The organism is Streptomyces sp. LMG1-1-1.1 (assembly GCF_040815545.1).
GTDB lineage: Bacteria > Actinomycetota > Actinomycetes > Streptomycetales > Streptomycetaceae > Streptomyces.
This window is the reverse complement of the sequence record NZ_JBFPNH010000029.1, coordinates 1-25,366: the sequence shown is the minus strand read 5'-3', so window position 1 is coordinate 25,366 and position 25,366 is coordinate 1. Positions and strand designations below refer to the sequence as shown.

The window sequence follows — 25,366 nt, the reverse complement described above, 5'->3', positions numbered from 1 at the left end:
CGGTGACCTACACCCCGTAGACGGGCATCGCCGCGATGAGGCCGCCGCGGGCGATGAAGACGCGGTTGCCGCCGCTCGCCAGCTGGTAGGTGCCCTGGCGCTGCATCCGGGCGGTGAAGAGGCGGGTGTGGGTGGTCTTGTGGACCACCACGACGGAGCTGAGGTCGGGGGAGTGGAGCCAGACCGTCGCGCCCTCGACGGCCGGGGGGTTGACGGTGCCGGGGCCCGTGCCGTCCATGACCTCGTACCAGTCGGAGACGGGGAAGCGGGTGTCGCGCATGGTCTTGTAGCGGTAGGCGTTGTAGCTGTTGGCGGCGAAGAGGAGGTCGCCGTCGGCGACGGGCGTGCCCCAGTCGGCTACCAGGCCGGTCTCCTCCTCCCACAGGAAGTCGCCGCGGTCGAGGCGGCGGGCCGTCAGCTTGGGGCCGCCGAAGTAGGCGGCGTTGTTGTCGCCGAGGGCGGGGGCCTGGCCGTCGGTGCCCTGGTCCTTGATCTCCCAGTCCGTCTCACCGGTCTCCGTGTAGAGGGCGGCGACCCGGCCGTCCCTGCCGTGGATCACGAGCCGCTTCCGGCCCACGGCCGCCTTCGCGGGGCCGTTGTGCGAGCGCGGGGAGGTCATCGGGCGAGACCAGGTGGTGGCGAGCGTCCAGGCGTCGACGGCACGCAGCTCGTTGTCCTTGGTCACCAGGTAGACGTGGGTGTCGTCGGCCGCGAGGACGTCTTCGACGTCGGACTGGGTCTGCCAGACGGGCTTGCCGGTGGAGGCGACGAACGCGTTGAGGACGCCCTTCTCGTCGACGCCGACGACGAGCCGGTCGGCGACGGAGACGTAACCGGCGTCGGCGTCGATGTCCTTGGCCCGCCACCGCTCCTTGCCGGTCGTGACGGACAGGGCGAGCAGGCCGCCCGTCTTCGCCTGCGTGATCACCACATCCCGTACGGGCAGCGGCAGTTCGCCCTCGGCCGCGACCACGTCGAACGGGCCCCACAGGGCCTTGGGGATCTCTCCCGGCTTCGTGTCGATGGCGGAGACGAACGCGGCCTCCGGAGTCGCCACGGCGGGCGGGACGTCGGCCGTCGGCGACTTCGGTTCGCCGCGGTTCAGCCACCAGGCGCCGGCCCCTCCGGCGGTGCCCAGGACGACCACGCCCGCGGCGGCGCCGGTGAGGAAGCGGCGGCGGGTCGGCGTCGACGAGGAGACGGCGGTGTCCTCGGGGGCCGCCAGGCGCTTCGTGGCCGTCTCGCGCCGCTTGATGTCGTCGGCGAGCGGGCCCTTGCGCCAGGCGCGGTCGGCGCCCTTCGGCGGGGCGAAGGCCTCGGCGATCCGCGGGGGAGCCGGGCGGAAGGCCGGGTCCTTCGCCAGGCAGGGGGCGATCAGCTCCTGGAGCTCCGGCGGCACCAGGCTCAGGTCCGGTGTGCCGTGCACGACCTCGTACTGGACGGCCGCCACGTGCCCGCCGTCGAAGGTGCGCCGGCCGCTCGCCGCGTACGCGAGGACCGCGCCGAGCGAGAAGACGTCCGAGGCCGGTCCGACGCGCTGCCCGAGGACCTGCTCGGGGGCACCGTAGCCCGGGGTGACGGGGATCTGGCCGGTGGTGGTGAGGGTCAGACCGTGCTCGGGGCGCGCGATGCCGAAGTCGATGATCCGCGGGCCGGTCGACGTGAGCACGATGTTCGCGGGCTTGAGGTCGCGGTGGACCAGGCCCGCCACGTGGATGTCGTGCAGGGTGCGGGCGAGCTGGGCGGCGAGGGCGCGGACCGTCGGCACGTCCATCGGCCCGTACGCCCGCACGGCCTCGTCGAGCGTCGGACCGGCGAGGAACTCGGCAGCGATCCACGGCCGTCCGCCCTCGGTCTGCGCGCCGAGGACCCGCGCGACGCCCTTGCTCGTGACCGCCCGCGCCATGTCGGCCTCGCGGACGAACCGCTGCGCGAGGTGCTGGTCGTGGGCGAGTTCGGGACGCAGGACCTTGACGGCCGCGGGTGCCCCGGAGCCGTCCCGGCCGACGTACACCTTGCCCATGCCGCCCTCGCCGAGGACGCCGAGCAGGCGGTACGGGCCGAGCCGGAGCGGGTCGCCGGTGGCGAGGGGCTGTGTGGTCACGAGGTGCTGCTTTCCGATGCGGGGTGGTGGGGTGGGGCGGGGACCGCGGGGGACGGCGGGGGCCGAGGCGGGGTGGAGCTCAGGCGAGCGGAAGGGCGACCACGGACGCCTTCCCGGCGCCGATGATGCGGGTTCGCTCCTTGTCGGTCACGAACCTCCTGGCCTCCGTCGGGAACACCCAGGCCGAGCGGTTGGTGTTCATGTCGATGGCGCTCAGCCCGCCTACCACGGGCGCGTACACGTACTTCTCGCCGACCACGGGAGTGGCGACGAAGTCGGGCGTCAGGGAGCGGCCGGACGGTGACTCCGTCCAGCGCCTGACGCCGAAGTCGGCGCTGACGGCCAGGAATCCGGGGGTGCTCCGGTTCTCGTGCGCGTAGACGAAGCCGCCCGCGACGGCCGGCATGCCGTAGGAGACGGCTGCGGAGCCGGAGCCGTACTCCCAGGCGATCCCGCCGTCGGTGAGACGCAGCGCCCTGAGGCGGTCCCCGCCGAAGTACGCGTGCCGCTCGTCGATGGCGAGCTGGCCGGGCTTGTAGGACGAGGAGTTCTCCAGCGGAAGGCGGCGCTTCCACAGCTGGCGCCCGGTCTGCAGTTCGCGCGCCTGGACGAGGAAGGTCTTCAGGTCGCCGCTGTTCTTGCCGAGGATCAGTCGGCCTTCGGCGACCTGGGCGAGCCACGGGCGGACGTTGTCCCACGGGTACACCTGGCGCCAGGCTTCCTTGCCCGTGCCCAGGTCGACCGCGATCAGGTGCCAGCCCTTCTCGTTGTCGTCCGGGTGCGTCGAGGGATTGCCCAGCCGTGAGGCGGCGAAGAGCAGTCCGCCGCCGGTGGTGAGGAGCTGGGTGCCGTTGGCGGTGCCGTCGAAGCCCTTCACCGTGACGGTCCGGGCCGCTTCCTTGCCGGTACGGGAATCGAGCGTGCGGATCATCAGGGCGCCCGGGCCGTCGAGGTTGCCGTCCGACACGTAGAAGTGCGTGCCGTCCGTGGTGACCTGGTGCGGCTCGATGACCTCCGACCAGAGCTCGGTGCCGTTCGCCGGGTCGATCGCCCGGAACGCCACCTTCTCCGCGAACCCCACGACATCCCCCGCGACCAGGGGCGTGACGCTCGCCTCCGGGTCCAGCGACTCCCCCTGCCACAGCGCCTTCGGTGCGCCGTCCGAGGCCGTCGTGGCGGGGATGGCGGTGGGGCCGGGGGTGGAGGGGGCGGAGGTGGGGGTGGTGTCGCGGGAGGAGAGCCAGGTCCAGAGGCCGCCGGCGGCGGCGGTGGTGGCGAGGAGGGTGGCGGTGCCGGTGGTGAGGAGGCGGCGGCGGGAGAGGGGGGTGTGGGGGGTGGTCTCGGCGAGGGAGGACGTGGTGGGGGCGGGGAGGCGGTGGGGGGCGGGGAGCCAGACGTCGGTGGCGCGGCGGGCGATGTCGGCGAGGAGGAGCGGGGGGAGGTGGTCGGCGAAGTCGCCGCGGCCGTCGTGGAGGTGGGCGGCGAGGGTGGCGGTGGTGGGGCGGGCGGAGGGGTCCTTGGAGAGGCAGGCGGTGAGGAGGGGGAGGAGGGGTTCCGGGACGCCGGTGAGGTCGGGGTCGGCGTAGCGGACGCGGTAGAGGAGGTCGGCGGGGGAGCCCGTGCCGAAGGGGCCGTGGCCGGTGGCGGCGAAGACGAGGACGCCCGCGAGGGCGAACACGTCGCCGGCCGGGGGGTGTTCCTCGCCGCTCGCCTGCTCGGGGGACATGTAGGCGGGGGTGCCGGCCGCCGCGCCGGTACGGGTGAGGTGGTCGTCGCCGGCCGCGCGGGCGATGCCGAAGTCGATGATCTTCGGGCCGTAGGCGGTGACGAGGACGTTCGAGGGCTTCAGGTCGCGGTGGACGACGTCCGACGAATGCAGCTGTGCGAGGGCCCCGGCGAGCGCGGCGCCGAGGGCGCGGACGGTCGGTTCGGGGAGCGGGCCGCCGAGCGCGACGGCGTCGTCGAGGGGCGGTCCCAGGACGTATTCGGTGGCCAGCCACGGCGTCTCGGCCAGCGGGTCGGCGTCGACGACCGCCGCGCCGTGGCGTGCGCCGATGATCCGCGCCGCGTCCGTCTCCAGCCGGAAGCGGGCCCGGAAGGCGGGGTCGGTGGCGAGCCGGGCGTGCACGGTCTTGAGCGCGACCGTACGGCCGCCGGGGGTGCGCGCCAGGTAGACCGTCCCCATGCCGCCCGAGCCGAGGCGGGCGAGGAGGCGGTACGTGGCGACGGTGGCCGGGTCGTCGTGGGTCAGGGGCGACAGCATGAGGTGAGGTCCGTGTGGTCCAGGGCGGTCGCGGGTGCGCGAGCCGGAGGGCGGGTGAACGTCGGGTCGGTGGGCGGGCACCGGGGTGGTGCGCCGCCCGTTCCGTCAGCTGCGTGCCGTGGCCGGTTCCGGAGGTGCGGGCAGCGGCGGGAGTTCCGCGGCGAGGAGCTCGGCGGACTGGCGGGCGAGGGCGGCGACGACGCGGCCGGGGAGCCAGCCGGGGGTGAGGAGGGTACCGGCCGAGTCCAGGACCGTGTGGTGGGTGGTCGGCGGGGCGAGCGCGGTCGTCAGGGCGGCCGCGGTCGGCCGGTCGGCGGGGTCGCGGGCCAGGCAGGAGGAGACCACGGGCCGGAGGGAGGGCGGGAGTTCGTCGCGTTCGGGCACGGTGTGTCCGGTGGCGGCGTAGGCGAGGACGGCGCCGAGCGCGAAGACGTCGCCCGGGGGGCGGGGCCGCCCGCCGGAGGCCTGTTCGGGGGCGAGCGCGCCCGGATCGAGGCCGGGGAGGCCGGTACGGGACTCCCCGTCGGGCCCGGCCGCGCGCACCGCGCCGAAGCAGGTCAGCCGCGGGCCGTCCGCGGTGAGCAGCACGGCGGCGGGGGAGACCCCCGCGTGGGTGAGGCCCTGGGCGTGCGCGGCGGCCAGCGCCTCGGCGAGGGCGGCGCCCACGCCCCGTACGGTCGCCTCGGGGAGCGGTCCGCCGTGGACGGCGAGGGCGACCGGGAGCGGGAGGGCCGGCACGTACGGGGTCGCGTACCAGGGGGCCTCGTCGGGGCCGGCCAGGTCCGTGACCGGGGCGGTCCAGGGCCCGAGCAGGCGGCGCCCCGCGTCGGCCTCGGTGGCGAAGCGGGCGGGGTCCGCGCCGGGCAGCGGGGAGCTCAGCAGCACCGTGCGCTCGCCGTCCCGCGTACGGGCGACGAACCGGCGGCACGGGACCGCCGAACCGGGCGCGTCCAGGCGGGTGATGAGCCGGTACGGGCCGATCCGCCGCGTGGATTCCTCCCGTGCGCGTGACTGTTCCACGTGTGCGTCCCCCCGTCGTTCCGGCGCCCCGTGACGACGGGGGCGGGTCGAGCCTACCGAGGCGGGGGCGCGCGGCCGTGGCCGGGAGCGGTCGGGGAGGGGCGGGCCGGGGAGCGGACCGGGCGGCGGACCGGGGGCGGCCCGGGGGGCGGACCGGGGGCGGCCCGGGGGGCGGACCGGGGGGCGGACAAGGGCCCGAGCCGGGGCCGGGCCGGAGCCTGGCCGTGGCCGGATCGCGGCCGGTTCCGTGTTCGGTCCGGTGTCGACCCGTGCCGACCTCGTGCCTGCCTCGTGCCGACCTCGTGCCTGCCTCGTGCCGACCTCGTGCCTGCCTCGCGCCGACCTCGTGCCTGCCCCGCGCCGACCGGGGGCCGGCGCGGGCGCTGCTCCGGTGTCGCGAACGCCCGGGCTGTCCGAGTTGCGAAGGTGAAGTGGGGACGTGCGCGCCGTCGGAAACCCGATCGTGAGGCATTTCCCGGTGGGGAATGCTCGAACGGACACTCGGGGGACTACGATCGCGATGTTTCCCAGGGCGCGGAACTTGCTGGGGCGAAGCCGGAACGAAGCCGGAACGAAGACAGAGCGAAGACAGTCAGACGGTCACGGGAGCAGCGGGGGCGAGCATGTCGTTCGATCAGGAGTGGGCGTCCGTACGTTCCACATCGACGGCCAACGTGAGCATGAGGCTCAATCAGGTAGCCCCCGAGCCGGGCGGCGGTGGCGGCGGGAACGCCGACCTCAGCGTCGACCAGGACAAGCTCGGGGCCATCGGCAGCGCCGCGTACGCGCTGCACGGCCGACTGGTCAAGGACGGCAACCACGCGCGTACGAGTACCACGGAAGCGGCGACGGGCCTGTCGGGCCACGGCTTCCTCACCGGCTCCGCGATGACGACCGTCCAGTCGACGTGGGGCTCGCAGCTCAACACGCTGCTCGACGCCTGCGCCAATATCTCCAACCACCTGGACTACAGCGCCGCCTCGCACGCCAAGGAGGAGGCGGACATCGCGGCGGCGCTCTCCGCCTCCAAGATCAACGAGTACCTCAAGTAGGCGGGGGACCTGCTGTGCTGACGTTCGACAACGTGTACCACGCTCCACTCGACAAGATGAAGACCTCGGCCGACGACTGGGCCGCGATGAAGGGCAAGCTCGACACGCTCGCCCAGGACGCCCAGTCGACGATGGCCGCCAAGGCCAGGGACGACTACTGGCGCGGGGTGAACGCCGAGGTCACCAAGCCCTTCGTGGACAAGACGGCCAAGGAGTTCGCCGACGCGGCCAAGGCCGCCGACGGCATCCACAAGGTCCTCGAGGACGGCTACAACGCCTTCAAGAAGGCCAAGGACGACCTGAAGAAGATCGTCGACACGGAGGCCCCCGGCAAGGGCTTCCGGGTGAAGGCCGACGGCACCGTCGAGGCCGTCGAGCCGCTCTCGCAGACCAAGGACCAGGGGATGCGCCACGACCCCGACTTCCAGGACATGGTCCGCAAGGAGCGCGCCGACATCGAGGCGATGCAGCGCCGCATCGACGCCATCGTCGAGACCTGCGACGACGCCGACGTCTCCTGCTCCAACGCCCTCAAGGCCAACATCACCGGCGACACCCACAACTTCAGCGCCCCGAAGTACACCAGCCTCGACGCCGAGGAGGCGCAGCGCGCCGTCGACCTCGCCAAGAAGGGCCGCGACATCTCCCACGAGGAGCTGATGCGCCTCAACGAGCTGCTCAAGGACAACAGCGGCTCCAAGGACTTCTCCCGCGCCTTCTACGACGGCATGGGCCCCAAGGGCGCCCTGGAGTTCTTCGGCCAGCTGTCCACCGACACGTACGACTACACCAAGGTCGACAAGCAGCGCCTCGCCGACGTCCAGGACCTCCAGAAGAACCTCGGCCTCAACCTCGCCACCGCCACCCAGGGCGGTGACGCGTGGACCGAGAAGTGGTCCGCCGACATGCGCAAGCTCGGCACCGAGCGCATCCCCCTCGCCAAGTACGACAACAACCCCGCCTACGGCTACCAGTTGCTCGGCGGCATCATGCGCTACGGCGACTACGACAAGAAGTTCCTCGTCCCCATCGCCGAACACGTCACCCAGCTCCACGCCAAGGACCCGTACCTCTTCGCCAACAGCAAGCCGATGGTCGGCGGCGGGCTCCAGAACCAGTACAACCCCTCCGGGATCAACGGCGCCGGCTTCGACCCGATGATCTCGATGCTGGAGGCGCTGGGACACAGCCCGGAGGCGTCGAAGGACTTCTTCTCGAAGGACCTGACGTCGTACAAGGATGACGGCAGCGTCGGCGGTGAATTGAACCTGGGCAAGGACAAGGACGGGAAGCCGATCGAGAGCTACCTCGACTTCTTCGCCAACGAGAAGTACGAGCTCTTCCCCGACATCGACGGGCACGACCCGGACGCCGCCAAGAAGTCCGCCGACTACATGCCCGACGCGCTCGGCCACGCCCTGGAGTCGGCGACGCTCGGCCACGCCTGGGACGACGCGAGGCCGGAGCTGAAGCGCGACGAGACCTCGGCGGCGATCATGACGGAGGTCGTCGCGAAGTACGGGGGCGACGCCGAGCTGCTGAAGAAGTGGCAGTCCCCGCTGGCGGACAGTCTCGGCAACATGGGCGCCGGATACATCGACGACCTCAACTGGGCTCTGGACAAGAACACTCAGGACAGCATCTTCCATCCGACGAAGGACGCGGCGTCGCACGCTCTGTTCGGGCGGGACGAGGCGGTCAAGTTCCTGAGCACTCTCGGACAGCACCCGGACGCCTATGCCTCGGTCTCCACGGCCGAGCGCCTCTACACCACCAGCGTGCTGGAGGCGCAGGTCGGCCCGGACGGCAAGATCGACGAGGGGCGGGCGCGGGGCGCCGTATTCACCGGAGCCACTCTTCAGGGCCTTCTCGACGAGTCCCGCGGCGCTCAGGTCGAGGCCGAGGGCATGAAGAAGCACGAGGAGTACGAGAAGGCGCAGGCCGCCAAGGCCGGCTGGGTGGAGCTCGGCGCCACGGTGGGCATCGCCGCCGGTGTCGCCTTCCTGCCGGCCACCGCCGCGGTCGGCGCGGCAGCCATCCTCGTACCGCTCGCCGTCGACACGGGCTCCGGGGTCATGGAGCAGCTCGCCGGGCAGGTCATCGGCGACTGGTCCGACAAGTCGGTCGAGGACCACAAGGACGCGACCGAGGACAAGATCCACGAGGACAACGCGGCCATGTACACGGCCGGCCGTTACAGTGCCGAGTCCCCGATGGAGCGGTTCCTGGCCGAGCATCGCACCCAGGTGAGCAGCGACTTCCGACAGGACATGATCGAGTCCGTGAGCAACGGCTACCTGAAGGGCAACGCCCACGCCAGGCAGACCGGCAACGCCCCTGAAACCGGCTGATCCGCGCTCGCCCCCACCCCCACGAGGAACCCCGAGGAATCCGATGAGAAGAGTGTCCACGTCCGTTTCGACCGTGCTGGCCCTCGGGCTGCTTCTCACTGCTTGCGGAGCCGGCGAGGACGAGGCGAAGGTCGCGGAGCAGTGCGACAGGACGCTCTCGCCGGCGGCGGTCGGGGCGTTGGAGCCGGTGCTGGGCACAACGGCGTTCGAGTGGGGTGGAACGGGTCTGGAGCGGACGTCGAAGGCCCTGATCGACGATCAGGCGACGCTGGGCCATGCGCCGGGGGTGCCCTCGATGTGCAAGATCGGCGCCGCCGGCAGCAGGCTCGGCGTGCGCGTCGACTTCAGGCTGAACGACAGCGAGGACCTGTACGACGACGGCACCGACTGGTCGACCCAGGGTCGGCACCTCTACGGGATGGGCCGCGAGGCGAGCACCGACAACAAGGCGGCATACCTCTTCGTCGGGTGCACCAGTCCGGAGATGAAGGGGTCGGATCAGGAGCCGGCCCCCATCGAGGCCGTGCTCAAGTTCGACACGTCGCCGAAGGGCTCCTACCCCGCCAACACCCCCGCCACCCGCGAGGCCTACCTCACCGTCCTCCACTCCGTGACCCTCGCGGTCGTGAAGAAGCTGGGCTGCGAGAACGACGCGGGACTCCCCGAGAAGCCCGTCTTCGAGGTCAAGAAGTGGCGCGGGGAGAAGTAGGGGACCTGTAGGGAAGCGGCCGGCAGGGTCCGCCCCGGCCGGTCCCGGCCCGTCTCAGTCCTCGGCCGTCTCGGCGGCCGGGGACAGCTGGGACAGGAGGAGGAGCGTCGCCCGGGTGATGAGGGCGGCGAGGAGGATCGTCGCGAGGCCGTCGACGCGGAGTTCGGAGATCTTGGGGCCGAGCCAGGAGAGCAGCCACCAGATCAGGGCGTCCTGGACGAAGCCGGCGAGGCCGAAGGCGAGGAGGGCGGGGAGGGGCACGCGGGCGGACGGCCCGATGTAGATCACCTGGGTGAGGACCACCAGCACGATGGTGGCGGCGAGGACGGAGAGGGCCACGTCCATGGTCTCCGGGCCCAGGGTGATGCCGGGCAGGAGGCCCCCGGCGAGGCCCACACCGGCGAGGATGCCGAGCTTGCGTCTGCCTTGATCGTCCATGGGGGGACTGTGGCACAGCCGCGGGGCGGATGTGAAGGTTCCGTAAGCAAGATCGTCCAGGCGCCCGGAAGGCCGTTCTCAGAGACCGTGATCGGAATCGAACCGACGTAACTCGCTTTGCAGGCGAGTCCCTGAACCACTCGGGCACACGGTCGTGTTGTGCACTGGTACGACCGTAGGGGCGGTTCGGAAGGGGCTCAAGGGTTCCGGGGGTCGTGCCACGTGACTGCCATACGGCCGCAACATTCCGTTGGCGGTCGTACGTCGAAGGGCTGAGGGGGGCCGGGACTCCTGACAGGGGCCATCCCGTGCTTCACCTCTTACCCTGGGGGAATGAGCGCCCTCGAACCATGCGACGCCGACGTCGCCGAAGCCCCCGGACCCCGTGCCGTGCACGACGACACCAAGGGGTCCCTCCTCGACCCGGCGCACCGGGCGCTCAGCATCGGCATCGTCTCCGTCGTGCTGCTCATCGCGTTCGAGGCCACGGCCGTCGGCACGGCGATGCCCGTCGCCGCGCGTGAGCTGAACGGCGTCTCGGTCTACGCCTTCGCGTTCTCCGCGTACTTCACCACCAGCCTCTTCGGGATGGTCCTGGCCGGGCAGTGGTCCGACCGCAAGGGGCCGCTCGCGTCGCTCACGACGGGCATCACCGCCTTCGCCGCCGGGCTGCTGCTGTCCGGCACGGCCGGCAGCATGTGGCAGTTCATCCTCGGGCGGGCCGTGCAGGGCCTGGGCGGCGGTCTCGTCATCGTCGCGCTGTACGTGATCGTCAGCCGGGCCTACGACGAACACCTCAGGCCCGCGATCATGGCCGCGTTCGCCGCGAGCTGGGTCGTGCCGTCGGTGGTCGGGCCGCTCGCCGCCGGGACGATCACCGAGCACCTCGGGTGGCGCTGGGTCTTCGTCGGAATCCCCGCGCTCGTCGTGTTCCCGCTCGCGCTCGCCCTTCCCGCGATACGCAGGACCGCCTCGGGCCCCGCGGACGCGCAGGCGCCCGTCGCGCCCTGGGACCGGCGGCGGATCGTGCTCGCGCTCGCCATCTCGGCCGGGGCGGGGCTGCTCCAGTACGCGGGGCAGGAGCTGAGCTGGCTCTCGCTGCTGCCCGCCGCGGCGGGCGTCGCCCTCCTCGTGCCCGCGATCCGCGGTCTGCTCCCGCGCGGCACCTGTCGGGCGGCGCGCGGTCTGCCCTCGGTCATCCTGCTGCGCGGCATCGCCGCCGGGTCGTTCATCGCGGCCGAGTCCTTCGTCCCGCTGATGCTGGTCACCCAGCGGGGCCTGAGCGTGACCCTGGCCGGGCTCTCGCTCGCCGTCGGAGGCCTGACCTGGGCGCTCGGCTCCTGGATCCAGTCGCGACCGTGGACGGAGCCGTACCGCGAGCGCCTGGTCGTCCTCGGGATGATCCTCGTCGCCCTCGCCATCGCGGCGGCGCCGAGCGTGCTGATCACGGCGGTGCCGGTGTGGGTGGTCGCGGTGGCCTGGGCCTTCGGCTGCCTCGGCATGGGCGCGGTGATCGCCTCGACGAGCGTGCTGCTCATGAAGCTCTCGCCGCGGGAGGAGGCGGGCGCGAACTCCGCCGCCCTCCAGATCTCCGACGGCCTCTCCAACGTCCTCCTCCTCGCCGTCGGCGGCGCCGCCTTCGCCGCCCTCGGCGGCGGCGCGGTCGGCCATGCGGCGACCTCCCACGCGGCCACCGGCTCCCACCCGGCCGCCTTCGCCGCGGTCTTCCTGCCGATGGCGGGGGTGGCGGCGGTGGGGGCGTGGGTGGCTGCGCGGATGGGGGAGGGCGGGACGGTGCGCGCCTGAATCTGATACCACAATGACCCCACTCTTGGTACCGTCGACGTATGGCTATGAACCTGCGTCTCCGCGACGACCAGCAAGAGGCCCTCAAGCTCCGAGCCGAGGAGGAGGGGCGCAGCATGCACGCCGTGGTGCTCCAGGCGATCGACCGCTACCTGGAACAGGAGGTCGACCGGGAGGGCGTCCGCAGGCTCGGCGCCAAGTACGCGCTGCGTCACGCGGACCTGCTGAAGCGGCTGGGGGAGTAGGTGAAGTACCTGACGGCCGAGGAGGTGCTCGAACTGGCGGACCTCGCCTGTGCCGGGCAGCGGATCGCCGTGCGCGACCTCGGCCTCCTCAAGTCGGCGGTGCACCGTCCCCGGTCCCAGATGTACGGGATCGAGGCGTACTCCGACCTCTTCGAGAAGGCCGCCTCGCTGCTCCAGTCGCTCGCCGTGAACCACCCCCTGGTGGACGGCAACAAGCGCATGGCGTGGATGTGCACCGTCGTCTTCCTCGACCTCAACGGCCGGGACATGGTCGACGTCGACCAGGACGAGGCGTACAAGCTGGTCATCGAGGTGGCCTCCGGTGATCTGGAGGACGTCACCCTGATCGCGCGGCGGCTCCGCGGCCTCCACGAGTCGACGTGAGGTGAGTCGCAACCGCCTCGTACCCGACCCGTTTCATACGAGGTTCCGGCCGGGCCGCCGGTAAGGTGGCCCGGTTGTCATATCTGGACGAGCGTCGAACCCGGAGATCGTGACTACTACCACCACTTCCTCCCATCACCTTTCTCCCGCCTTCCCAGGACGGGCCCCGTGGGGTACCGCCGGCAAGCTGCGTGCCTGGCAGCAGGGGGCGATGGAGAGATACATCCAGGAGCAGCCCCGTGACTTCCTGGCCGTCGCCACACCCGGCGCCGGCAAGACGACCTTCGCGCTGACGCTGGCGTCGTGGTTGCTGCACCACCACGTCGTGCAGCAGATCACGGTCGTCGCGCCCACCGAGCACCTGAAGAAGCAGTGGGCGGCGGCCGCCGCCCGCATAGGGATCAAACTCGACCCCGACTACAGCGCCGGGCCGCTCAGCAAGGAGTACGACGGGGTCGCCATCACGTACGCCGGTGTCGGCGTCCGCCCGATGCTGCACCGCAACAGATCCGAACAGCGCAAGACCCTCGTCATCCTCGACGAGATCCACCACGCCGGAGACTCGAAGTCCTGGGGCGAGGCGTGCCTGGAGGCGTTCGAGCCGGCCACGCGGCGCCTCGCGCTGACCGGTACGCCCTTCCGGTCGGACACGAACCCGATCCCCTTCGTCACGTACGAGGAGGGGAACGACGGCATCCGCCGGTCCTCCGCGGACTACACGTACGGCTACGGCAACGCCCTCGGCGACGGCGTCGTCCGGCCGGTCATCTTCCTCTCGTACAGCGGCAACATGCGCTGGCGCACCAAGGCCGGCGACGAGATCGCCGCCCGCCTCGGCGAGCCGATGACCAAGGACGCCGTCTCGCAGGCCTGGCGCACCGCGCTGGACGCCAAGGGCGACTGGATGCCGAACGTCCTGCGCGCCGCCGACCAGCGGCTCACCGAGGTCAGGAAGTCCATCCCGGACGCCGGCGGCCTCGTCATCGCCTCCGACCAGGAATCGGCCCGCTCGTACGCCAAGCTGATCCGCGAGATCACCGGCACCAAGGCCACCGTCGTCCTCTCCGACGACACCGGCGCGTCGAACCGCATCGACGAGTTCAGCGAGAACACCGACCGGTGGATGGTCGCCGTCCGCATGGTGTCCGAGGGCGTCGACGTCCCCCGCCTCGCCGTCGGCGTGTACGCGACGACCATCTCGACCCCGCTGTTCTTCGCCCAGGCCGTCGGCCGCTTCGTGCGTTCACGCAGGCGCGGCGAGACCGCGTCCGTGTTCCTTCCCACGATCCCCAGCCTCCTCGGCTTCGCCAACGAGATGGAGGTCGAACGCGACCACGTCCTCGACAAGCCCAAGAAGGCCGGCGAGGACGACCCCTACGCCGAGTCCGAGAAGGAGCTCGCCGAGGCCGAGCGCCAGCAGGACGAGGACACCGGCGAACAGGACATGCTGCCCTTCGAGGCGCTGGAGTCCGACGCCGTCTTCGACCGCGTCCTCTACAACAGCGCCGAGTTCGGCATGCAGGCCCACCCCGGCAGCGCCGAGGAGCAGGACTACCTCGGCATCCCCGGCCTCCTCGAACCCGACCAGGTGCAGCTGCTGCTGCAGAAGCGCCAGGCCCGGCAGATCGCGCACAGCCGCAAGAAGCCGGACACCGAGGCCGACCTCCTCGAACTGCCCGCCGAACGCCGCCCCGTCGTTTCCCACAAGGAACTGCTGGAGCTGCGCAAGCAGCTCAACACGATGGTCGGCGCGTACGTCCACCAGACCGGCAAGCCCCACGGCGTGATCCACACCGAGCTGCGCCGGGTGTGCGGCGGCCCGCCGAGCGCCGAGGCCACCGCCGGACAGATCCGGGAACGGATCAAGAAGGTCCAGGAGTGGGCCACCCGGATGCGGTGACCGGGGCGCGCCCCCGAGACGCGGCTGAGGCCCGTACGACGTCGTTCGTACGGGCCTCACTCGTCCCGCGGCGGCGGGACGGGCACCGGCGGCCGGCCCCCACGGTCGGCCTCCGGGCACCTCCACGCTACGGGCACGACAAAGCCGATCTTGTCCGCCAAAGTCCCCAGTCCGGCCGACGAAGGTCCCGAACCGTCTCTATCCGGTCGCCGACGCCCGGATTCTGGACGAGGTCTTCCGCTGAGCGGAGCGGGTCGCTACTGTCCCGCCTCAAAAGCAATCGCCCCGTGGCAGCGCCGCCGCGGAGCGCAGCCGGTGTACCCCTTCCTGCCGGCGGCCTCTGACGTGCGTCGCCGACGGGACCGGCGTCGTAATCCCGTGAGAGCCGTCGCCACTCACTCCGAAGGAGAGGGCGTCGTGACCGCGGAGACCTCCCAGACGCTCGACCGGGGACTCAGAGTCCTCAAGCTGCTAGCCGACACCGACCACGGCCTGACCGTCACCGAGTTGTCCAACAAACTCGGTGTCAACCGGACCGTCGTCTACCGTCTGCTGGCCACCCTCGAACAGCACGCCCTCGTCCGCCGCGACCTCGGCGGACGCGCCCGCGTCGGCCTCGGCGTGCTGCGGCTCGGCCGCCAGGTCCACCCCCTGGTGCGCGAGGCCGCCCTGCCCGCGCTGCGCTCGCTCGCCGAGGACATAGGGGCCACGGCCCACCTGACGCTCGTCGACGGGGCCGAGGCCCTCGCCGTCGCCGTCGTCGAACCGACCTGGACCGACTACCACGTCGCCTACCGGGCCGGTTTCCGCCACCCCCTCGACCGGGGCGCCGCCGGCCGCGCCATCCTCGCCGCCCGCCAGGGCTCCCTCATCGAACCCGGCTTCACCCTCACCCACGGTGAGCTCGAAGCCGGCGCCAGCGGCGCCGCCGCCCCGCTCGTCGGCGTCACCGGCGTCGAAGGCAGCGTCGGCGTCGTCATGCTCGCCGACGCCGTCCCCGAGCGCGTGGGCCCCCGCGTCGTGGACGCGGCCCGCGAGGTCGCCGACGCGCTGCGGTAGGACGTGCCGGGTGCCGGGCGTGGGGTACTTCTCCGCCCGGTGGCCGCGGCTCCCCGCGCCCCCGGGCCGGGGGCGCGGCGCGTCCCAGTAGATTGGGGGCGTGCTCTCCAGCCTGCCTCGTTCCCGTGCCCTCGCGCTGTGCGCGCTGCCCGTCGCCGCGCTGTTCGCCGTCGTGGGGCTCGCACCGCTGCCGTACGCGATCGCGCAGCCCGGGACGACCGTCGACGTGCTCGGCGAGGACGACGGGCAGGAGATCATCACGATCACCGGCGCGCCCGTGCGGCCGACGCAGGGGCAGCTGAGGATGACGACGATCGTCGCGACGGGACCCTCGACGGACGTCGACCTCGGGGACGTCGCCGAGGCCTGGTTCCGGACCGACCAGGCCGTGCTGCCGCGCGAGTCCGTCTACCCGTCGGGGAAGTCCGACGCCGAGATCGAGAAGCGCAACCTCGGCCAGATGAAGGAGTCGCAGGACGCGGCCACGCTCGCGGCCCTCGGCTATCTGGAGCTGGACCCCGCGAAGGTGAAGGTGACCCTGCACCTCTCCGACATCGGCGGCCCCAGCGCCGGGCTGCTCTTCTCCCTCGGCATCGTCGACAAGCTCGACGGCGACGGGGACGGTGGCGACCTCACCGGCGGCCGGTCCGTCGCCGGTACGGGCACGATCGAGCCGGACGGCACCGTCGGCGCGGTCGGCGGGGTCTCCCTCAAGACGCAGGCCGCCGCGCGGGACGGGGCCACCGTCTTCCTCGTACCGAAGGCGGAGTGCTCGGACGCCCAGGCCGAGCTGCCCGAGGGCATGCGGCTCGTGCCCGTCACCACGCTCAGCGACGCGGCGGCGTCCCTCCGGGCCCTGGAGCAGGGGCAGGAGAAGCAGGTTCCGTCCTGCTGACCCCCGGGCCGCCGTTCCCCTTCGCGGCGCGCGGCGCGTCCATGCCCCGCCAGGAGGGGAGGACGACCGGCGAGAGCGCGGCCAGGAAGTACAGCCCGCCGACGGTGAGCAGCGCCGTGGTGATGCCCGTCCGCTCGACCAGGAGGCCGGCGGCGAGCCCGCCCAGCGGAGTGGTCAGCAGCACGCTCGCGGTACTGGCGCTGCCGACGCGGCTGCGCAGCTCCGCGGGGACGGTCTCGTAGAAGACCGCGCCGAGGATCGGGTTGAGCACCCCCGCGCCGAGTCCGCCGAACGCCATCGCCACGAGCAGCGGCGTGGTGGTGTCCGTGAGGGCCGCCGTCACGTACACGGGGGCTCCGGCGAGCAGGAAGCCGACCGCGACGACCGGGCGGCGCGGGAAGCGGTGGCCGACCGCCGCGTACAGCAGGGCGCCGATGAGCGCGCAGCCGCCGAAGACGGCGACGAGCAGTCCGAGCGCCGTCGACCCGCCGAGCTCCTCGCGTGCGTGCACCGGCAGCAGGACCGCGCTCCAGCTCTGGGCCAGCCCGTTGGTGATCATCACCATCAGGTTGACGCCGAGGATCAGCGGGGTGCGCAGCAGGAACGCGTACCCCTCGCGCAGGTCGGCCCGGTACACGGCGACGGACAACGGCGGTGCCCCGCGCGCGGGTTCGGCGGAGGGCACGCCCCGCAGGCCCACCAGGGCGAGCAGCGCGGAGACGGTGAACGTGGCGGCGTCGACGTACAGCACGGTGTCGGCGCCGATGAGCGCCACGAGCAGACCGGCGAGCGCGGCTCCGGTCATCCGGGCGCCGCGGGAGACCGCGTCGTAGAAGCTGGTGGCGCGGGACAGCGGCATGCCGGCCCGCTCGGCCAGGTCGGGCGTGAGGACGTTGCGCGCGGTCTCGCCGGGGGCGTGGAAGAAGCCGGTGACGGCCATCAGCGCGCACAGCATCCAGAACCGCAGCACACCCGCGTGGTTGAGCAGCGGGATCGCGGCCAGCGCGAGGGCGCAGACGAGGTCGGAGGCGACCGAGACCCGGCGCCGGCCGATCCGGTCGATGACGGGGCCCCCGACGACGGCGGAGGCGATGACCGGCAGAGCGGCGCAGAAGGCGACGAGGCCCGCCTTGCCGGGGCTGCCGGTGGTCTCCAGGGCGAACCACGGCACCGCGATCAGGGTGAGTGAATTGCCGCTGATGGAGATGGCGTTGGCCGCCAGGACGGTGGCCAAGGGTGTGCGTGGGTGCACGGATTTCCCCCCGGAAAAGGCTCGCCCTGTCAGGCGGCCGTCGTGAAGCGGTCGGTGGTGTCGGGACGCTGCGTGGCGAGTCTGAGGCCGAACTCGACGAGCTTCCAGCCGATTTGGACGCGGAGCGCGGGGCCCTGGGTGTGCGGCCGGCTGGTGTCGGCGGCCTCGTGGTGGAGTTCGGCGGCGTGGAGGCGGTGCAGCTGGAGGTGGATGTCGGCGTGCATGACTCCGGGGTTTCCTTCCGTCGGTGGTCCGGCCGGGCAGGTGGGTGGTCCGGTCGGGAGTGTCGGTGGTCCGGCCGGGCAGGTGGGTGGTCCGGTCGGGAGCGTCGGTGGTCCGGCCGGGCACGTAGGACCGGTCGGGAGCGTCGGTGGTGGAGCCGGGACCGTCGGCGGTCCGGTCGGGAGCGTCGGTGGTGGCGCCGGGACGTCAGACGTCGTGCTGGGGGAAGGCGTGGAGGTGGATGCGTACGCGCTCCGCGCCCGGTGCGTCCGCCTCCGCGATGTCGCGGTACGACTCGATGAGGGCGTGCAGCTTCTCGTCGAGTTCGCGGAGCTTGTCGGCCGGCAGGCGCAGGGTGAAGTCGCTCATGTCGGCGGCGCCGAGCCAGCTGTCGTCCCAGTCGTGCCGGGTGCCCAGGTAGGTGCCGAGTTCCTGGGTGTGGATGGTCGCGATCTCGTGGGAGTAGATGTCGAGCGCGCCCTGGACCTCGGGGTCGGGGTTCCTGTAGAGCGATTCGTCGACGCTCGTGCCCTGCTGGCCGGCCTTCCACCACCGCTCGCGTCCCTTGCCGCGCGTCGGGTCGTCCTCGACGAAGCCGTGGGCCGCGAGCTGGCGCAGGTGGTAGCTGGTCGCGCCGCTGGACTCGCCCAGCTGCTCGGCCAGTCGGGAGGCGGTGGCGGGGCCGTGGCGGCGCAGGGCGCGCAGCAGCTGGATGCGGAGCGGGTGGGCGAGCCCGCGCAGGGAGCGCGGGTCGAGCTGGCGGCTCAGGTTTTCCTCGGGCTCGGGCATGCTCCGAGAGTAGGGTTGCAAAGGACTAGTTGCAAGGGTTTCTTTGCAACTAGTCCTTTGTAACTCGGAGGGGCGTCCGGAGCCGTCGGTCCGACCGGCCCGGCACCTACAGAGGCACGTCCCCCGCCGCCTGCTCCACCAGCGGGATGATCCGCAGCGGTACGGGGTTCTCCATCACGATCGCCGTCGAGGCCCGCACGATGCCCTCGAAGCCGACGACGCGGTCGATCACCCGCTGGAGGTCGGCGTTGGAGCGGGCGACGAGACGGCACAGCATGTCGCCGTGACCCGTCGTCGTGTGCAGTTCCAGCACCTCGGGAACCGTCGCCAGATGGCCCCGCACGTCCGCGCCCTGGCCCTGCTTGATCTCCAGGGTGGCGAACGCGGTCACCGGATAGCCGAGGGCCGCCGGATCCACCTGCGGCCCGAAGCCGCGGATCACGCCGCTGTCCTGGAGGCGGTCGAGGCGCGCCTGCACCGTGCCGCGCGCCACGCCGAGCCGCCGGGAGGCCTCCAGGACCCCGATGCGCGGCTCGCGCGCGAGAAGCGCGATCAGCCGGCCGTCCAAATGATCGATCGCCACAGCGGTCTCCTCGTGGTCATGATGTACAAGTCGCACGGCCATCCTCGCCGAACGCTGTACAAGTTGACCAGCAGATAAGCGAACTCTTGCGCACCTTGCCGAACGGCGGGACATTGCTGCCATGACTGAGACCATCGATCACACCCCCTCCACCGCGCGCAAGGCCGATCCCTTCCCGGTCAAGGGAATGGACGCGGTCGTCTTCGCCGTCGGCAACGCCAAGCAGGCCGCGCACTACTACTCCACGGCCTTCGGCATGAAGCTGGTCGCCTACTCCGGACCGGAGAACGGCAGCCGCGAGACCGCCAGCTACGTCCTGACCAACGGCGCCGCCCGCTTCGTGTTCACCTCCGTCATCAAGGTCTCCACCGACCGGGGCCGCTTCCTCGCCGACCACGTCGCCGAGCACGGCGACGGCGTCGTCGACCTGGCGATCGAGGTGCCCGACGCGCGAGCCGCGTACGCCTACGCCGTCGAGCACGGCGCCACCGGCATCACCGAGCCGTACGAGCTCAAGGACGAGAACGGCACCGTCGTCCTCGCCGCCATCGCCACCTACGGCAAGACCCGCCACACCCTCGTCGAGCGCTCCGGCTACGACGGCCCCTACCTCCCGGGCTTCGTCGCCGCCAACCCCATCGTCGAGCCGCCGGCCAAGCGCACCTTCCAGGCCATCGACCACTGCGTCGGCAACGTCGAGCTCGGCAAGATGAACGACTGGGTCGGCTTCTACAACAAGGTCATGGGCTTCACGAACATGAAGGAGTTCGTGGGCGACGACATCGCGACCGAGTACTCGGCGCTCATGTCGAAGGTCGTCGCGGACGGCACCCTCAAGGTGAAGTTCCCGATCAACGAGCCCGCCATCGCGAAGAAGAAGTCGCAGATCGACGAGTACCTGGAGTTCTACGGCGGCGCCGGCGTCCAGCACATCGCCCTCGCCACCAACGACATCGTCGCCACCGTGCGCGCGATGCGGGCCGCCGGTGTCTCCTTCCTCGACACCCCCGACTCGTACTACGACACCCTCGGCGAGTGGGCCGGCGAGACCCGCGTGCCCGTCGAGACCCTCCGCGAGCTGAAGATCCTCGTCGACCGCGACGAGGACGGCTACCTGCTGCAGATCTTCACCAAGCCCGTCCAGGACCGTCCGACCGTCTTCTTCGAGATGATCGAGCGCCACGGGTCGATGGGCTTCGGCAAGGGCAACTTCAAGGCCCTCTTCGAAGCCATCGAGCGCGAACAGGAAAAGCGCGGCAACCTCTGACAACCACCACGCCCCCTCGTTACGGGCCTTCGTCCCACTGAGCCCCCCTCGTTCTGGGCAATCGTTCCGCTGGGGCGGCGCCCACCCCGTTGGGGCCACAACGGACGGCACCCACCCGCGCCCCCCTCGTTGTGGGCATTCGTTCCGCTGGGGCGGAACGGGTGGGCACAACGGAACGGCGCCCCTTGCCGGGCCTAGGCTTCCGCGCCTGAACCCGCACCCCGTGCACGACGCACATGGGGTGCGGGTTCAGGCATATGGGGGCGGAGGCGCCGCCGAGGGCGCCGTCCCGTGTGCCCACCCGTCCCGCCCCAGCGGGACGATTGCCCACACGGGGGGCTCGGGTGTGGGGTGTTATTGCCCCGGTTCCGTCGGCGGGGGTGTCAGCGGGGTCGCGGGTTTCGTGGGGTGGAGGGCGGGGCGGAGTTCGGGCGGGAGGTCGTCGGGGAGGTCGGAGAGGACCGCGAGGGCGGCGGAGGCGCGCGGCGCGTGCAGCGGGGAGAAGTACGGGTTGATGCGGAGGGCCTCGGCGAGGTGCCGACGCGCCGGCCCCGTGAGGTCGAGGGCGCGTTCGATCTCGGCACGGTGGTAGGTGAAGAGGGCGCTGCGCAGCCCTTCGTCGGTGGCGATACGGGCGTAGCCGAGGGCTTCCCGGGTGGAGCCGGAGCGGTGGAGCGCCCAGCCGAGGGCGTCGGCGGCACGGAGCGAGCGGTGGCCGCGGGCCCATTCCGCGCGCATGCGGACGGCCGCGGCGGCCGGGTCGCCGTGGTCCGCTTCGAAGAGGCCGAGGGTCGTCTCGGCTCCGGTCCAGGTGCCGGTGCGCAGGCGGGTGTAGAGGGCCTTGGCGTCACCGTCGCGGCCGAGCGACTCGTGGAGTTCGCCGGCTTCCAGGAGGTATTCGGGGAGCGGCAGCCGGGCGAGGGCGGCCCGCCAGTCGCGGAGTGCCTCGTCCGTGCGGCCGAGGGCGGCGAGGGCCCGTGCCCGGCCGGCGAGGGAGGGCCCGTGGTCCGGGACGAGCCGGAGCGCGGCGCCGTATCTGGCCAGGGCTTCCTCCGGTTCGCCGCGTTCCCCGGCGAGGTCGCCGAGCCGGGCGAGCGACGCGGTCTTCTCGGCGTCGGTCTCGGCGAGGGCGGCCGCGTCGAGGGCGGCCGCGTCGGCGTCCTCGCGCCAGCCGCGGTCGCGGTAGGACTGGGCGGCCCGGGTGCGTACGGACGCGCCCGCGTGGAGCCCTTCCAGGGTCTCCATCGCCTTGCGCGCCGCCTTGTGGTCCCCGAGGCCGTTGTACGCGTCGATGAGCACGGGGTACGTGGTCCAGCGCCGAGGGTCGGCCTTGCGGACCCGCTCGCCCCACTCCTTGGCGGTCTTCCAGTCGCCGCGCGCTCCGGCGAGCGCGCCGAGCCCGAGCTGCGCGCCGAGGTTGCCGCGGGCGGCGGGCCGTTCGGTCAGGGAGCGCCGTAGCGCCCGTTCGGCCCGCGGGTAGTCGCGGACGTCGCCGAGGCGCGTCCCCCGTTCCGTGTACGCGGCGCCGAGCTCCGCCCAGGACGCGTCGTCGTCCGGGTGGGTGCGCAGCCACTTCTCCCGGTCGGCGATCAGCGCGACCAGGTCGGGGAGCGCGGCCTGCGCGCCCGCGTGGGCCGCGATCGTCGCCCGTTCCGCCGGACCCGGCGGGGGCGGCGGCCCCTGGCCGACCAGCTCGGGGACGTACAGCAGCGCCGTCGCGGCGAGCACCGCGGCCACCCCGGCCGCGAGCACGCTCCTCGACACGTTCTGGGTCTTCATGGCGCTCACTGTGCGCCCGCACGCGCCTGTCCGAAGACCGTACGAAGCGCCTGCCCCGGCGGGTTCACACCGATGGCCCCGGGTGCCAGGCTGGGACGCATGGACGATCTCCTGACGCGGCTGCGCGCCGGTCTTCCCGCCGAGGCGCTGCTCACCGATCCGGACGTGACGGGCTCGTACGCCCGCGACATGGCGAGCTTCTGCGCGGCCGGCGCTCCCGCGGTCGTCGTGCTCCCGCGCACCGTCGAGCAGGTGAGGCACGTGATGCGGACGGCGACCGAGTTCCGCGTCCCCGTGGTGCCCCAGGGGGCCCGTACCGGCCTCTCCGGCGGCGCCAACGCCTCCGACGGCTGCATCGTGCTCTCCCTGGTGAAGATGGACCGCATCCTGGAGATCAACCCGGTCGACCGGATCGCCGTCGTCGAACCGGGTGTCGTGAACGCCGTGCTGTCCCGGGCCGTCGCCGAGCACGGCCTGTACTACCCGCCGGACCCGTCAAGCTGGGAGACGTGCACCATCGGCGGGAACATCGGCACCGCGTCCGGGGGTCTGTGCTGCGTCAAGTACGGGGTGACCGCCGAGTACGTCCTCGGTCTCGACGTCGTCCTCGCCGACGGCCGGCTCCTGACCACCGGACGGCGTACCGCCAAGGGCGTCGCCGGGTATGACCTGACCAGGCTCTTCGTCGGCTCCGAGGGCAGCCTCGGCATCGTCGTGGGGGCGGTGCTCGCGCTCAGGCCGCAGCCGCCCGTCCAGCTCGCGCTCGCCGCCGAGTTCCCCTCCGCGGCCGCGGCCTGCGCGGCCGTCTGCACCATCATGGAGCGCGGCCACACCCCGTCGCTGCTCGAACTGATGGACCGCACCACGGTCCAGGCGGTCAACAAGCTGGCGCGCATGGGGTTGCCCGACACCACCGAGGCGCTGCTCCTGTGCGCCTTCGACACCCCGGACCCGGCTGCCGATCTGGCCGCCGTGGGGGAGCTGTGTGCGGCGGCGGGCGCCACCGAGGTCGTCCCGGCCGCGGACGCCGCCGAGTCCGAACTGCTCCTCCAGGCGCGCCGGCTCTCGCTCACGGCCCTGGAGACGATCAAGTCCGCGACGATGATCGACGACGTGTGCGTGCCGCGGACGCGGCTGGCCGAGATGCTCGACGGCACCGCGGCCGTGGCGGACAAGTACGGTCTGACCATCGGCGTCTGCGCGCACGCCGGTGACGGCAACACCCATCCCGTCGTCTGCTTCGACCACACCGACGAGGACGAGTCGCGGCGGGCCCGGGAGTCCTTCGACGAGATCATGGCGCTCGGGCTCGCCCTCGGCGGCACGATCACCGGAGAGCACGGCGTGGGCGTCCTCAAGAAGGAGTGGCTGGCACGGGAGCTGGGGCCGGTCGGTCTGGAGCTCCAGCGCGGCATCAAGGCGACCTTCGACCCGCTGGGGCTGCTCAACCCCGGAAAGCTGTTCTGAGGCCCGTTCAGGACGCTGTACGGGGCTCACAGCTCGCCGTCCTGCGACTCGTCCGACGGCCACGGGTCGCGCAGCCACAGCTCGTCGGTGACCACGGTGGTCGCCAGCAGTTCGGCCAGCCCCTCGTCCATGCCGAGCCGCTCGGACTCGGTGCCCGGCGGGACGGCCCGCAGGGTGCGCTCCAGCCAGGCCGACACCTGCGCGGACGGTGCTTCGAGCAGCGCGTCGCCGTCGGGGGAGGAGAGCGCCATCAGGATGACGCCGCGGCCGTCGACCTTCGTGGGCCAGATGCGCACGTCCCCGTGGCCGCAGGCCCGGAAGACGCCCTCGACGAGGAGTTCGCGCGCGAAGGTCCAGTTGACCGGGTGCTCCGTGCCGACGTGGAAGGTGATGTGGACGGCGTACGGGTCGTCGGTGCGGTAGGCGAGCCGTGCGGGGACGGGGATGGCGCGCTCGGGGGAGAGCACCAGCTTCAGCTCCAGCTCGCGCTCGACGGTGGTGTTGTCGGTGTTCTGCATGGTCGCGCTCCCTGTCTCGGACGGCCCCGTGCGGGCCTTCACAGGGAGAGAGCGGGGTGCCCGCGGTTCATTACGCGACTTCGGGAAGTTTTTTCGGGGAAGTTTTTCCGGGGGCACGCCGGGCAGGAAGCGGGGCGGGAAACCGGGTGGGAAGCCGGTCGCCGGCGGTCGGACGAGGGGCCGGATGCACCGGCCCGAACATCACCGGGAGTGATCGATTCCGGTACGCGTCCCCCGAAGGCGGCCTTTCTCGCGGGCTCTTTGTTCCCTCGGGGACGTTCTTCGTTACTGTCCTCCTTGGGCGCGGCACGCCCGGCGCGCGGCCGTGCGGATCAAACGCGTTGTGACTGAACGGAGTCGGGGCAGTGGCTACTCCTCCCGGAGGCGGCGAAGAGGTACCGCAGGCGGGGTACTACCCGGACCCGTCCATTCCCGGATACATCCGGTACTGGAACGGCGGCGCGTGGGTACCCGGTACGAGCCGGCCCGCGCCCCCGGAGGGCCAGTTCCCGCCCCACCCGCCCGCCTCGGCCATCCCGGCCGGCCCGATCCTGGCCTCCGGACCCGCACCGGCGCCCGTCCAGGCCTCCGCACCGGCCTCCGCCCGGCCCGCGGAGCCCGTGGAACCGGTCCGGCACACGGAACCGGCCCGCCACACGGAGCCGGCCCGCCACACGGAACCGTCCCGCCACACGGAGCCCGCCCGGACCCCGGAGCCGGCCCGGACCCCGGACCCGGTACGGACCCCCGAGCCGGTCCGGACTCCCGACCCCGTACGCGCCCAGGGCCCCGCCCCCGTGCAGACCCACGGCCCGAGCCCCGTGCAGACCCAGGCCCCCGGCCCCGTACAGGCCCCCGACGTCGTCCGGCCCGCCGCTTCCGTGCCGGCTCAGCACGGGCCCGTCGCGGCCCAGCCGCAGCAACGGGCCGCGGCTCCGGCGCAGGCTCACGTACCCGTACCGGCGGTGGAGGAGACCGGGCCCGTCTTCTTCGACGAGGAGCCGGCCGCTCCGGAGCCGGCCTCGGCCTGGCAGGCGGACAGTGCCCGGCAGACCGGCTTCGGCGGCGACCTCGACCAGAAGGTCTCCTGGGGCGCGCCCCGGACCGCCGACCCGCGCACCCCGGCGGAGTGGCCGGTCGCGGGCGCGACCGAGCAGGCCGAGGCGCCGGCAGACGCCCCCGCGCGGGTGCCCGACCCCCGGGCGACCGGCGGCGCCGCCCGCCTGGGCGGGATGCCGGTCACGCCGATCCCCACGCCCTCCC

The 25,366-nt window shown here is 72.4% G+C and carries 22 protein-coding genes and 1 tRNA gene; 12 read left to right on the top strand and 11 right to left on the bottom strand.

Annotation, left to right across the window (positions count from 1 at the left end):
• Positions 1-7: 7 nt before the first annotated feature.
• From MRBLMG1_RS16995 to MRBLMG1_RS16985, 3 genes are all read right to left on the bottom strand, one after another.
• Positions 8-2,104, bottom strand: a complete 2,097-nt coding sequence (locus tag MRBLMG1_RS16995) for a serine/threonine-protein kinase (RefSeq protein WP_367824860.1) — start codon at positions 2,102-2,104, stop codon at positions 8-10.
• 79 nt (positions 2,105-2,183) lie between these two features.
• On the bottom strand, positions 2,184-4,367 hold the full coding sequence (locus tag MRBLMG1_RS16990) for a protein kinase domain-containing protein (protein WP_367824859.1): 2,184 nt from the start codon (positions 4,365-4,367) through the stop codon (positions 2,184-2,186).
• A gap of 105 nt (positions 4,368-4,472) precedes the next feature.
• Complete coding sequence (locus MRBLMG1_RS16985; RefSeq protein WP_367824858.1) at positions 4,473-5,387, bottom strand: serine/threonine protein kinase; 915 nt, start codon at positions 5,385-5,387, stop codon at positions 4,473-4,475.
• 623 nt (positions 5,388-6,010) lie between these two features.
• Here MRBLMG1_RS16985 and MRBLMG1_RS16980 point away from each other — a divergent pair.
• Genes MRBLMG1_RS16980 through MRBLMG1_RS16970 form a run of 3 tightly spaced genes read left to right on the top strand, consistent with a single transcriptional unit; the run spans position 6,011 to position 9,499 of the window.
• On the top strand, positions 6,011-6,439 hold the full coding sequence (locus MRBLMG1_RS16980; protein WP_367824857.1) for a hypothetical protein: 429 nt from the start codon (positions 6,011-6,013) through the stop codon (positions 6,437-6,439).
• 14 nt (positions 6,440-6,453) lie between these two features.
• Positions 6,454-8,790, top strand: coding sequence for a hypothetical protein (locus tag MRBLMG1_RS16975; RefSeq protein ID WP_367824856.1), 2,337 nt, complete (start codon positions 6,454-6,456; stop codon positions 8,788-8,790).
• 52 nt (positions 8,791-8,842) lie between these two features.
• Positions 8,843-9,499: a hypothetical protein gene (locus MRBLMG1_RS16970; protein WP_367824855.1), complete on the top strand. Its 657-nt coding sequence runs from the start codon at positions 8,843-8,845 to the stop codon at positions 9,497-9,499.
• Between the two features lie 54 nt (positions 9,500-9,553).
• On the opposite strand, the gene MRBLMG1_RS16965 is transcribed toward MRBLMG1_RS16970, so the two are convergent.
• Both MRBLMG1_RS16965 and MRBLMG1_RS16960 read right to left on the bottom strand, forming a co-directional pair.
• Positions 9,554-9,937: a hypothetical protein gene (locus MRBLMG1_RS16965; protein ID WP_367824854.1), complete on the bottom strand. Its 384-nt coding sequence runs from the start codon at positions 9,935-9,937 to the stop codon at positions 9,554-9,556.
• Between the two features lie 82 nt (positions 9,938-10,019).
• Positions 10,020-10,091 (bottom strand) — tRNA-Cys (locus MRBLMG1_RS16960).
• A 179-nt stretch (positions 10,092-10,270) separates the two neighbouring features.
• On the opposite strand from MRBLMG1_RS16960, the gene MRBLMG1_RS16955 reads away from it, so the two are divergent.
• From MRBLMG1_RS16955 to MRBLMG1_RS16930, 6 genes are all read left to right on the top strand, one after another.
• Positions 10,271-11,743, top strand: coding sequence for an MFS transporter (locus tag MRBLMG1_RS16955; RefSeq protein WP_367824853.1), 1,473 nt, complete (start codon positions 10,271-10,273; stop codon positions 11,741-11,743).
• Positions 11,744-11,790: 47 nt separating this feature from the next.
• A complete protein-coding gene (locus tag MRBLMG1_RS16950) occupies positions 11,791-11,988 on the top strand; it encodes an Arc family DNA-binding protein (RefSeq protein WP_367824923.1) in 198 nt (65 codons plus the stop codon).
• A complete protein-coding gene (locus tag MRBLMG1_RS16945) occupies positions 11,989-12,372 on the top strand; it encodes a type II toxin-antitoxin system death-on-curing family toxin (protein ID WP_367824852.1) in 384 nt (127 codons plus the stop codon).
• A gap of 106 nt (positions 12,373-12,478) precedes the next feature.
• Entirely contained in the window at positions 12,479-14,272 is a 1,794-nt protein-coding gene (locus tag MRBLMG1_RS16940; protein WP_367824922.1) for a DEAD/DEAH box helicase, read from the top strand.
• A 417-nt stretch (positions 14,273-14,689) separates the two neighbouring features.
• On the top strand, positions 14,690-15,331 hold the full coding sequence (locus MRBLMG1_RS16935) for an IclR family transcriptional regulator (RefSeq protein WP_017237054.1): 642 nt from the start codon (positions 14,690-14,692) through the stop codon (positions 15,329-15,331).
• Positions 15,332-15,431: 100 nt separating this feature from the next.
• A complete protein-coding gene (locus MRBLMG1_RS16930; protein ID WP_367824851.1) occupies positions 15,432-16,226 on the top strand; it encodes a S16 family serine protease in 795 nt (264 codons plus the stop codon).
• Here the strand turns inward: MRBLMG1_RS16930 and MRBLMG1_RS16925 are convergent.
• The 4 genes from MRBLMG1_RS16925 to MRBLMG1_RS16910 form a co-directional block, all read right to left on the bottom strand.
• Positions 16,159-17,478 carry an MFS transporter gene (locus MRBLMG1_RS16925; RefSeq protein WP_367824850.1) on the bottom strand — a complete coding sequence of 440 codons (1,320 nt, stop codon included), beginning with the start codon at positions 17,476-17,478 and terminating at the stop codon, positions 16,159-16,161. The two genes, MRBLMG1_RS16930 and MRBLMG1_RS16925, sit on opposite strands and share 68 nt — an antisense overlap.
• Positions 17,479-17,507: 29 nt before the next feature.
• A complete protein-coding gene (locus MRBLMG1_RS16920; protein ID WP_367824849.1) occupies positions 17,508-17,702 on the bottom strand; it encodes a hypothetical protein in 195 nt (64 codons plus the stop codon).
• Between the two features lie 205 nt (positions 17,703-17,907).
• Positions 17,908-18,489 carry an ArsR/SmtB family transcription factor gene (locus MRBLMG1_RS16915; RefSeq protein ID WP_367824848.1) on the bottom strand — a complete coding sequence of 194 codons (582 nt, stop codon included), beginning with the start codon at positions 18,487-18,489 and terminating at the stop codon, positions 17,908-17,910.
• Between the two features lie 106 nt (positions 18,490-18,595).
• Positions 18,596-19,072, bottom strand: coding sequence for an Lrp/AsnC family transcriptional regulator (locus MRBLMG1_RS16910; RefSeq protein WP_367824847.1), 477 nt, complete (start codon positions 19,070-19,072; stop codon positions 18,596-18,598).
• Between the two features lie 121 nt (positions 19,073-19,193).
• On the opposite strand from MRBLMG1_RS16910, the gene hppD reads away from it, so the two are divergent.
• The gene (hppD, locus tag MRBLMG1_RS16905; RefSeq protein WP_367824846.1) at positions 19,194-20,339 is read left to right on the top strand and encodes a 4-hydroxyphenylpyruvate dioxygenase; all 1,146 of its coding nucleotides are present in this window, start codon (positions 19,194-19,196) and stop codon (positions 20,337-20,339) included.
• 354 nt (positions 20,340-20,693) lie between these two features.
• Here hppD and MRBLMG1_RS16900 read toward each other — a convergent pair whose 3' ends face one another.
• On the bottom strand, positions 20,694-22,118 hold the full coding sequence (locus tag MRBLMG1_RS16900; protein ID WP_367824845.1) for a tetratricopeptide repeat protein: 1,425 nt from the start codon (positions 22,116-22,118) through the stop codon (positions 20,694-20,696).
• A 99-nt stretch (positions 22,119-22,217) separates the two neighbouring features.
• On the opposite strand from MRBLMG1_RS16900, the gene MRBLMG1_RS16895 reads away from it, so the two are divergent.
• Entirely contained in the window at positions 22,218-23,585 is a 1,368-nt protein-coding gene (locus tag MRBLMG1_RS16895; protein WP_367824844.1) for an FAD-binding oxidoreductase, read from the top strand.
• A gap of 26 nt (positions 23,586-23,611) precedes the next feature.
• Here MRBLMG1_RS16895 and MRBLMG1_RS16890 read toward each other — a convergent pair whose 3' ends face one another.
• Positions 23,612-24,103 (bottom strand): SsgA family sporulation/cell division regulator, encoded by a 492-nt coding sequence (locus MRBLMG1_RS16890; protein ID WP_367824843.1) that lies wholly within the window; start codon positions 24,101-24,103, stop codon positions 23,612-23,614.
• A gap of 365 nt (positions 24,104-24,468) precedes the next feature.
• Here MRBLMG1_RS16890 and MRBLMG1_RS16885 point away from each other — a divergent pair.
• The coding region (locus MRBLMG1_RS16885) for a DUF2510 domain-containing protein (RefSeq protein ID WP_367824842.1) at positions 24,469-25,366 on the top strand (898 nt) is incomplete at its 3' end.

What these genes read in the sequence shown, in the direction of transcription:
- MRBLMG1_RS16950 (WP_367824923.1), top strand. Translation starts at nt 11,791, where the DNA reads ATGAACCTGCGTCTCCGCGACGACCAGCAAGAGGCCCTCAAGCTCCGA.
- MRBLMG1_RS16915 (WP_367824848.1), bottom strand. Translation starts at nt 18,489, where the DNA reads ATGCCCGAGCCCGAGGAAAACCTGAGCCGCCAGCTCGACCCGCGCTCC.
- MRBLMG1_RS16900 (WP_367824845.1), bottom strand. Translation starts at nt 22,118, where the DNA reads ATGAAGACCCAGAACGTGTCGAGGAGCGTGCTCGCGGCCGGGGTGGCC.
- MRBLMG1_RS16965 (WP_367824854.1), bottom strand. Translation starts at nt 9,937, where the DNA reads ATGGACGATCAAGGCAGACGCAAGCTCGGCATCCTCGCCGGTGTGGGC.
- MRBLMG1_RS16955 (WP_367824853.1), top strand. Translation starts at nt 10,271, where the DNA reads ATGAGCGCCCTCGAACCATGCGACGCCGACGTCGCCGAAGCCCCCGGA.
- MRBLMG1_RS16990 (WP_367824859.1), bottom strand. Translation starts at nt 4,367, where the DNA reads ATGCTGTCGCCCCTGACCCACGACGACCCGGCCACCGTCGCCACGTAC.
- hppD (WP_367824846.1), top strand. Translation starts at nt 19,194, where the DNA reads ATGACTGAGACCATCGATCACACCCCCTCCACCGCGCGCAAGGCCGAT.
- MRBLMG1_RS16980 (WP_367824857.1), top strand. Translation starts at nt 6,011, where the DNA reads ATGTCGTTCGATCAGGAGTGGGCGTCCGTACGTTCCACATCGACGGCC.
- MRBLMG1_RS16920 (WP_367824849.1), bottom strand. Translation starts at nt 17,702, where the DNA reads ATGCACGCCGACATCCACCTCCAGCTGCACCGCCTCCACGCCGCCGAA.
- MRBLMG1_RS16890 (WP_367824843.1), bottom strand. Translation starts at nt 24,103, where the DNA reads ATGCAGAACACCGACAACACCACCGTCGAGCGCGAGCTGGAGCTGAAG.
- MRBLMG1_RS16895 (WP_367824844.1), top strand. Translation starts at nt 22,218, where the DNA reads ATGGACGATCTCCTGACGCGGCTGCGCGCCGGTCTTCCCGCCGAGGCG.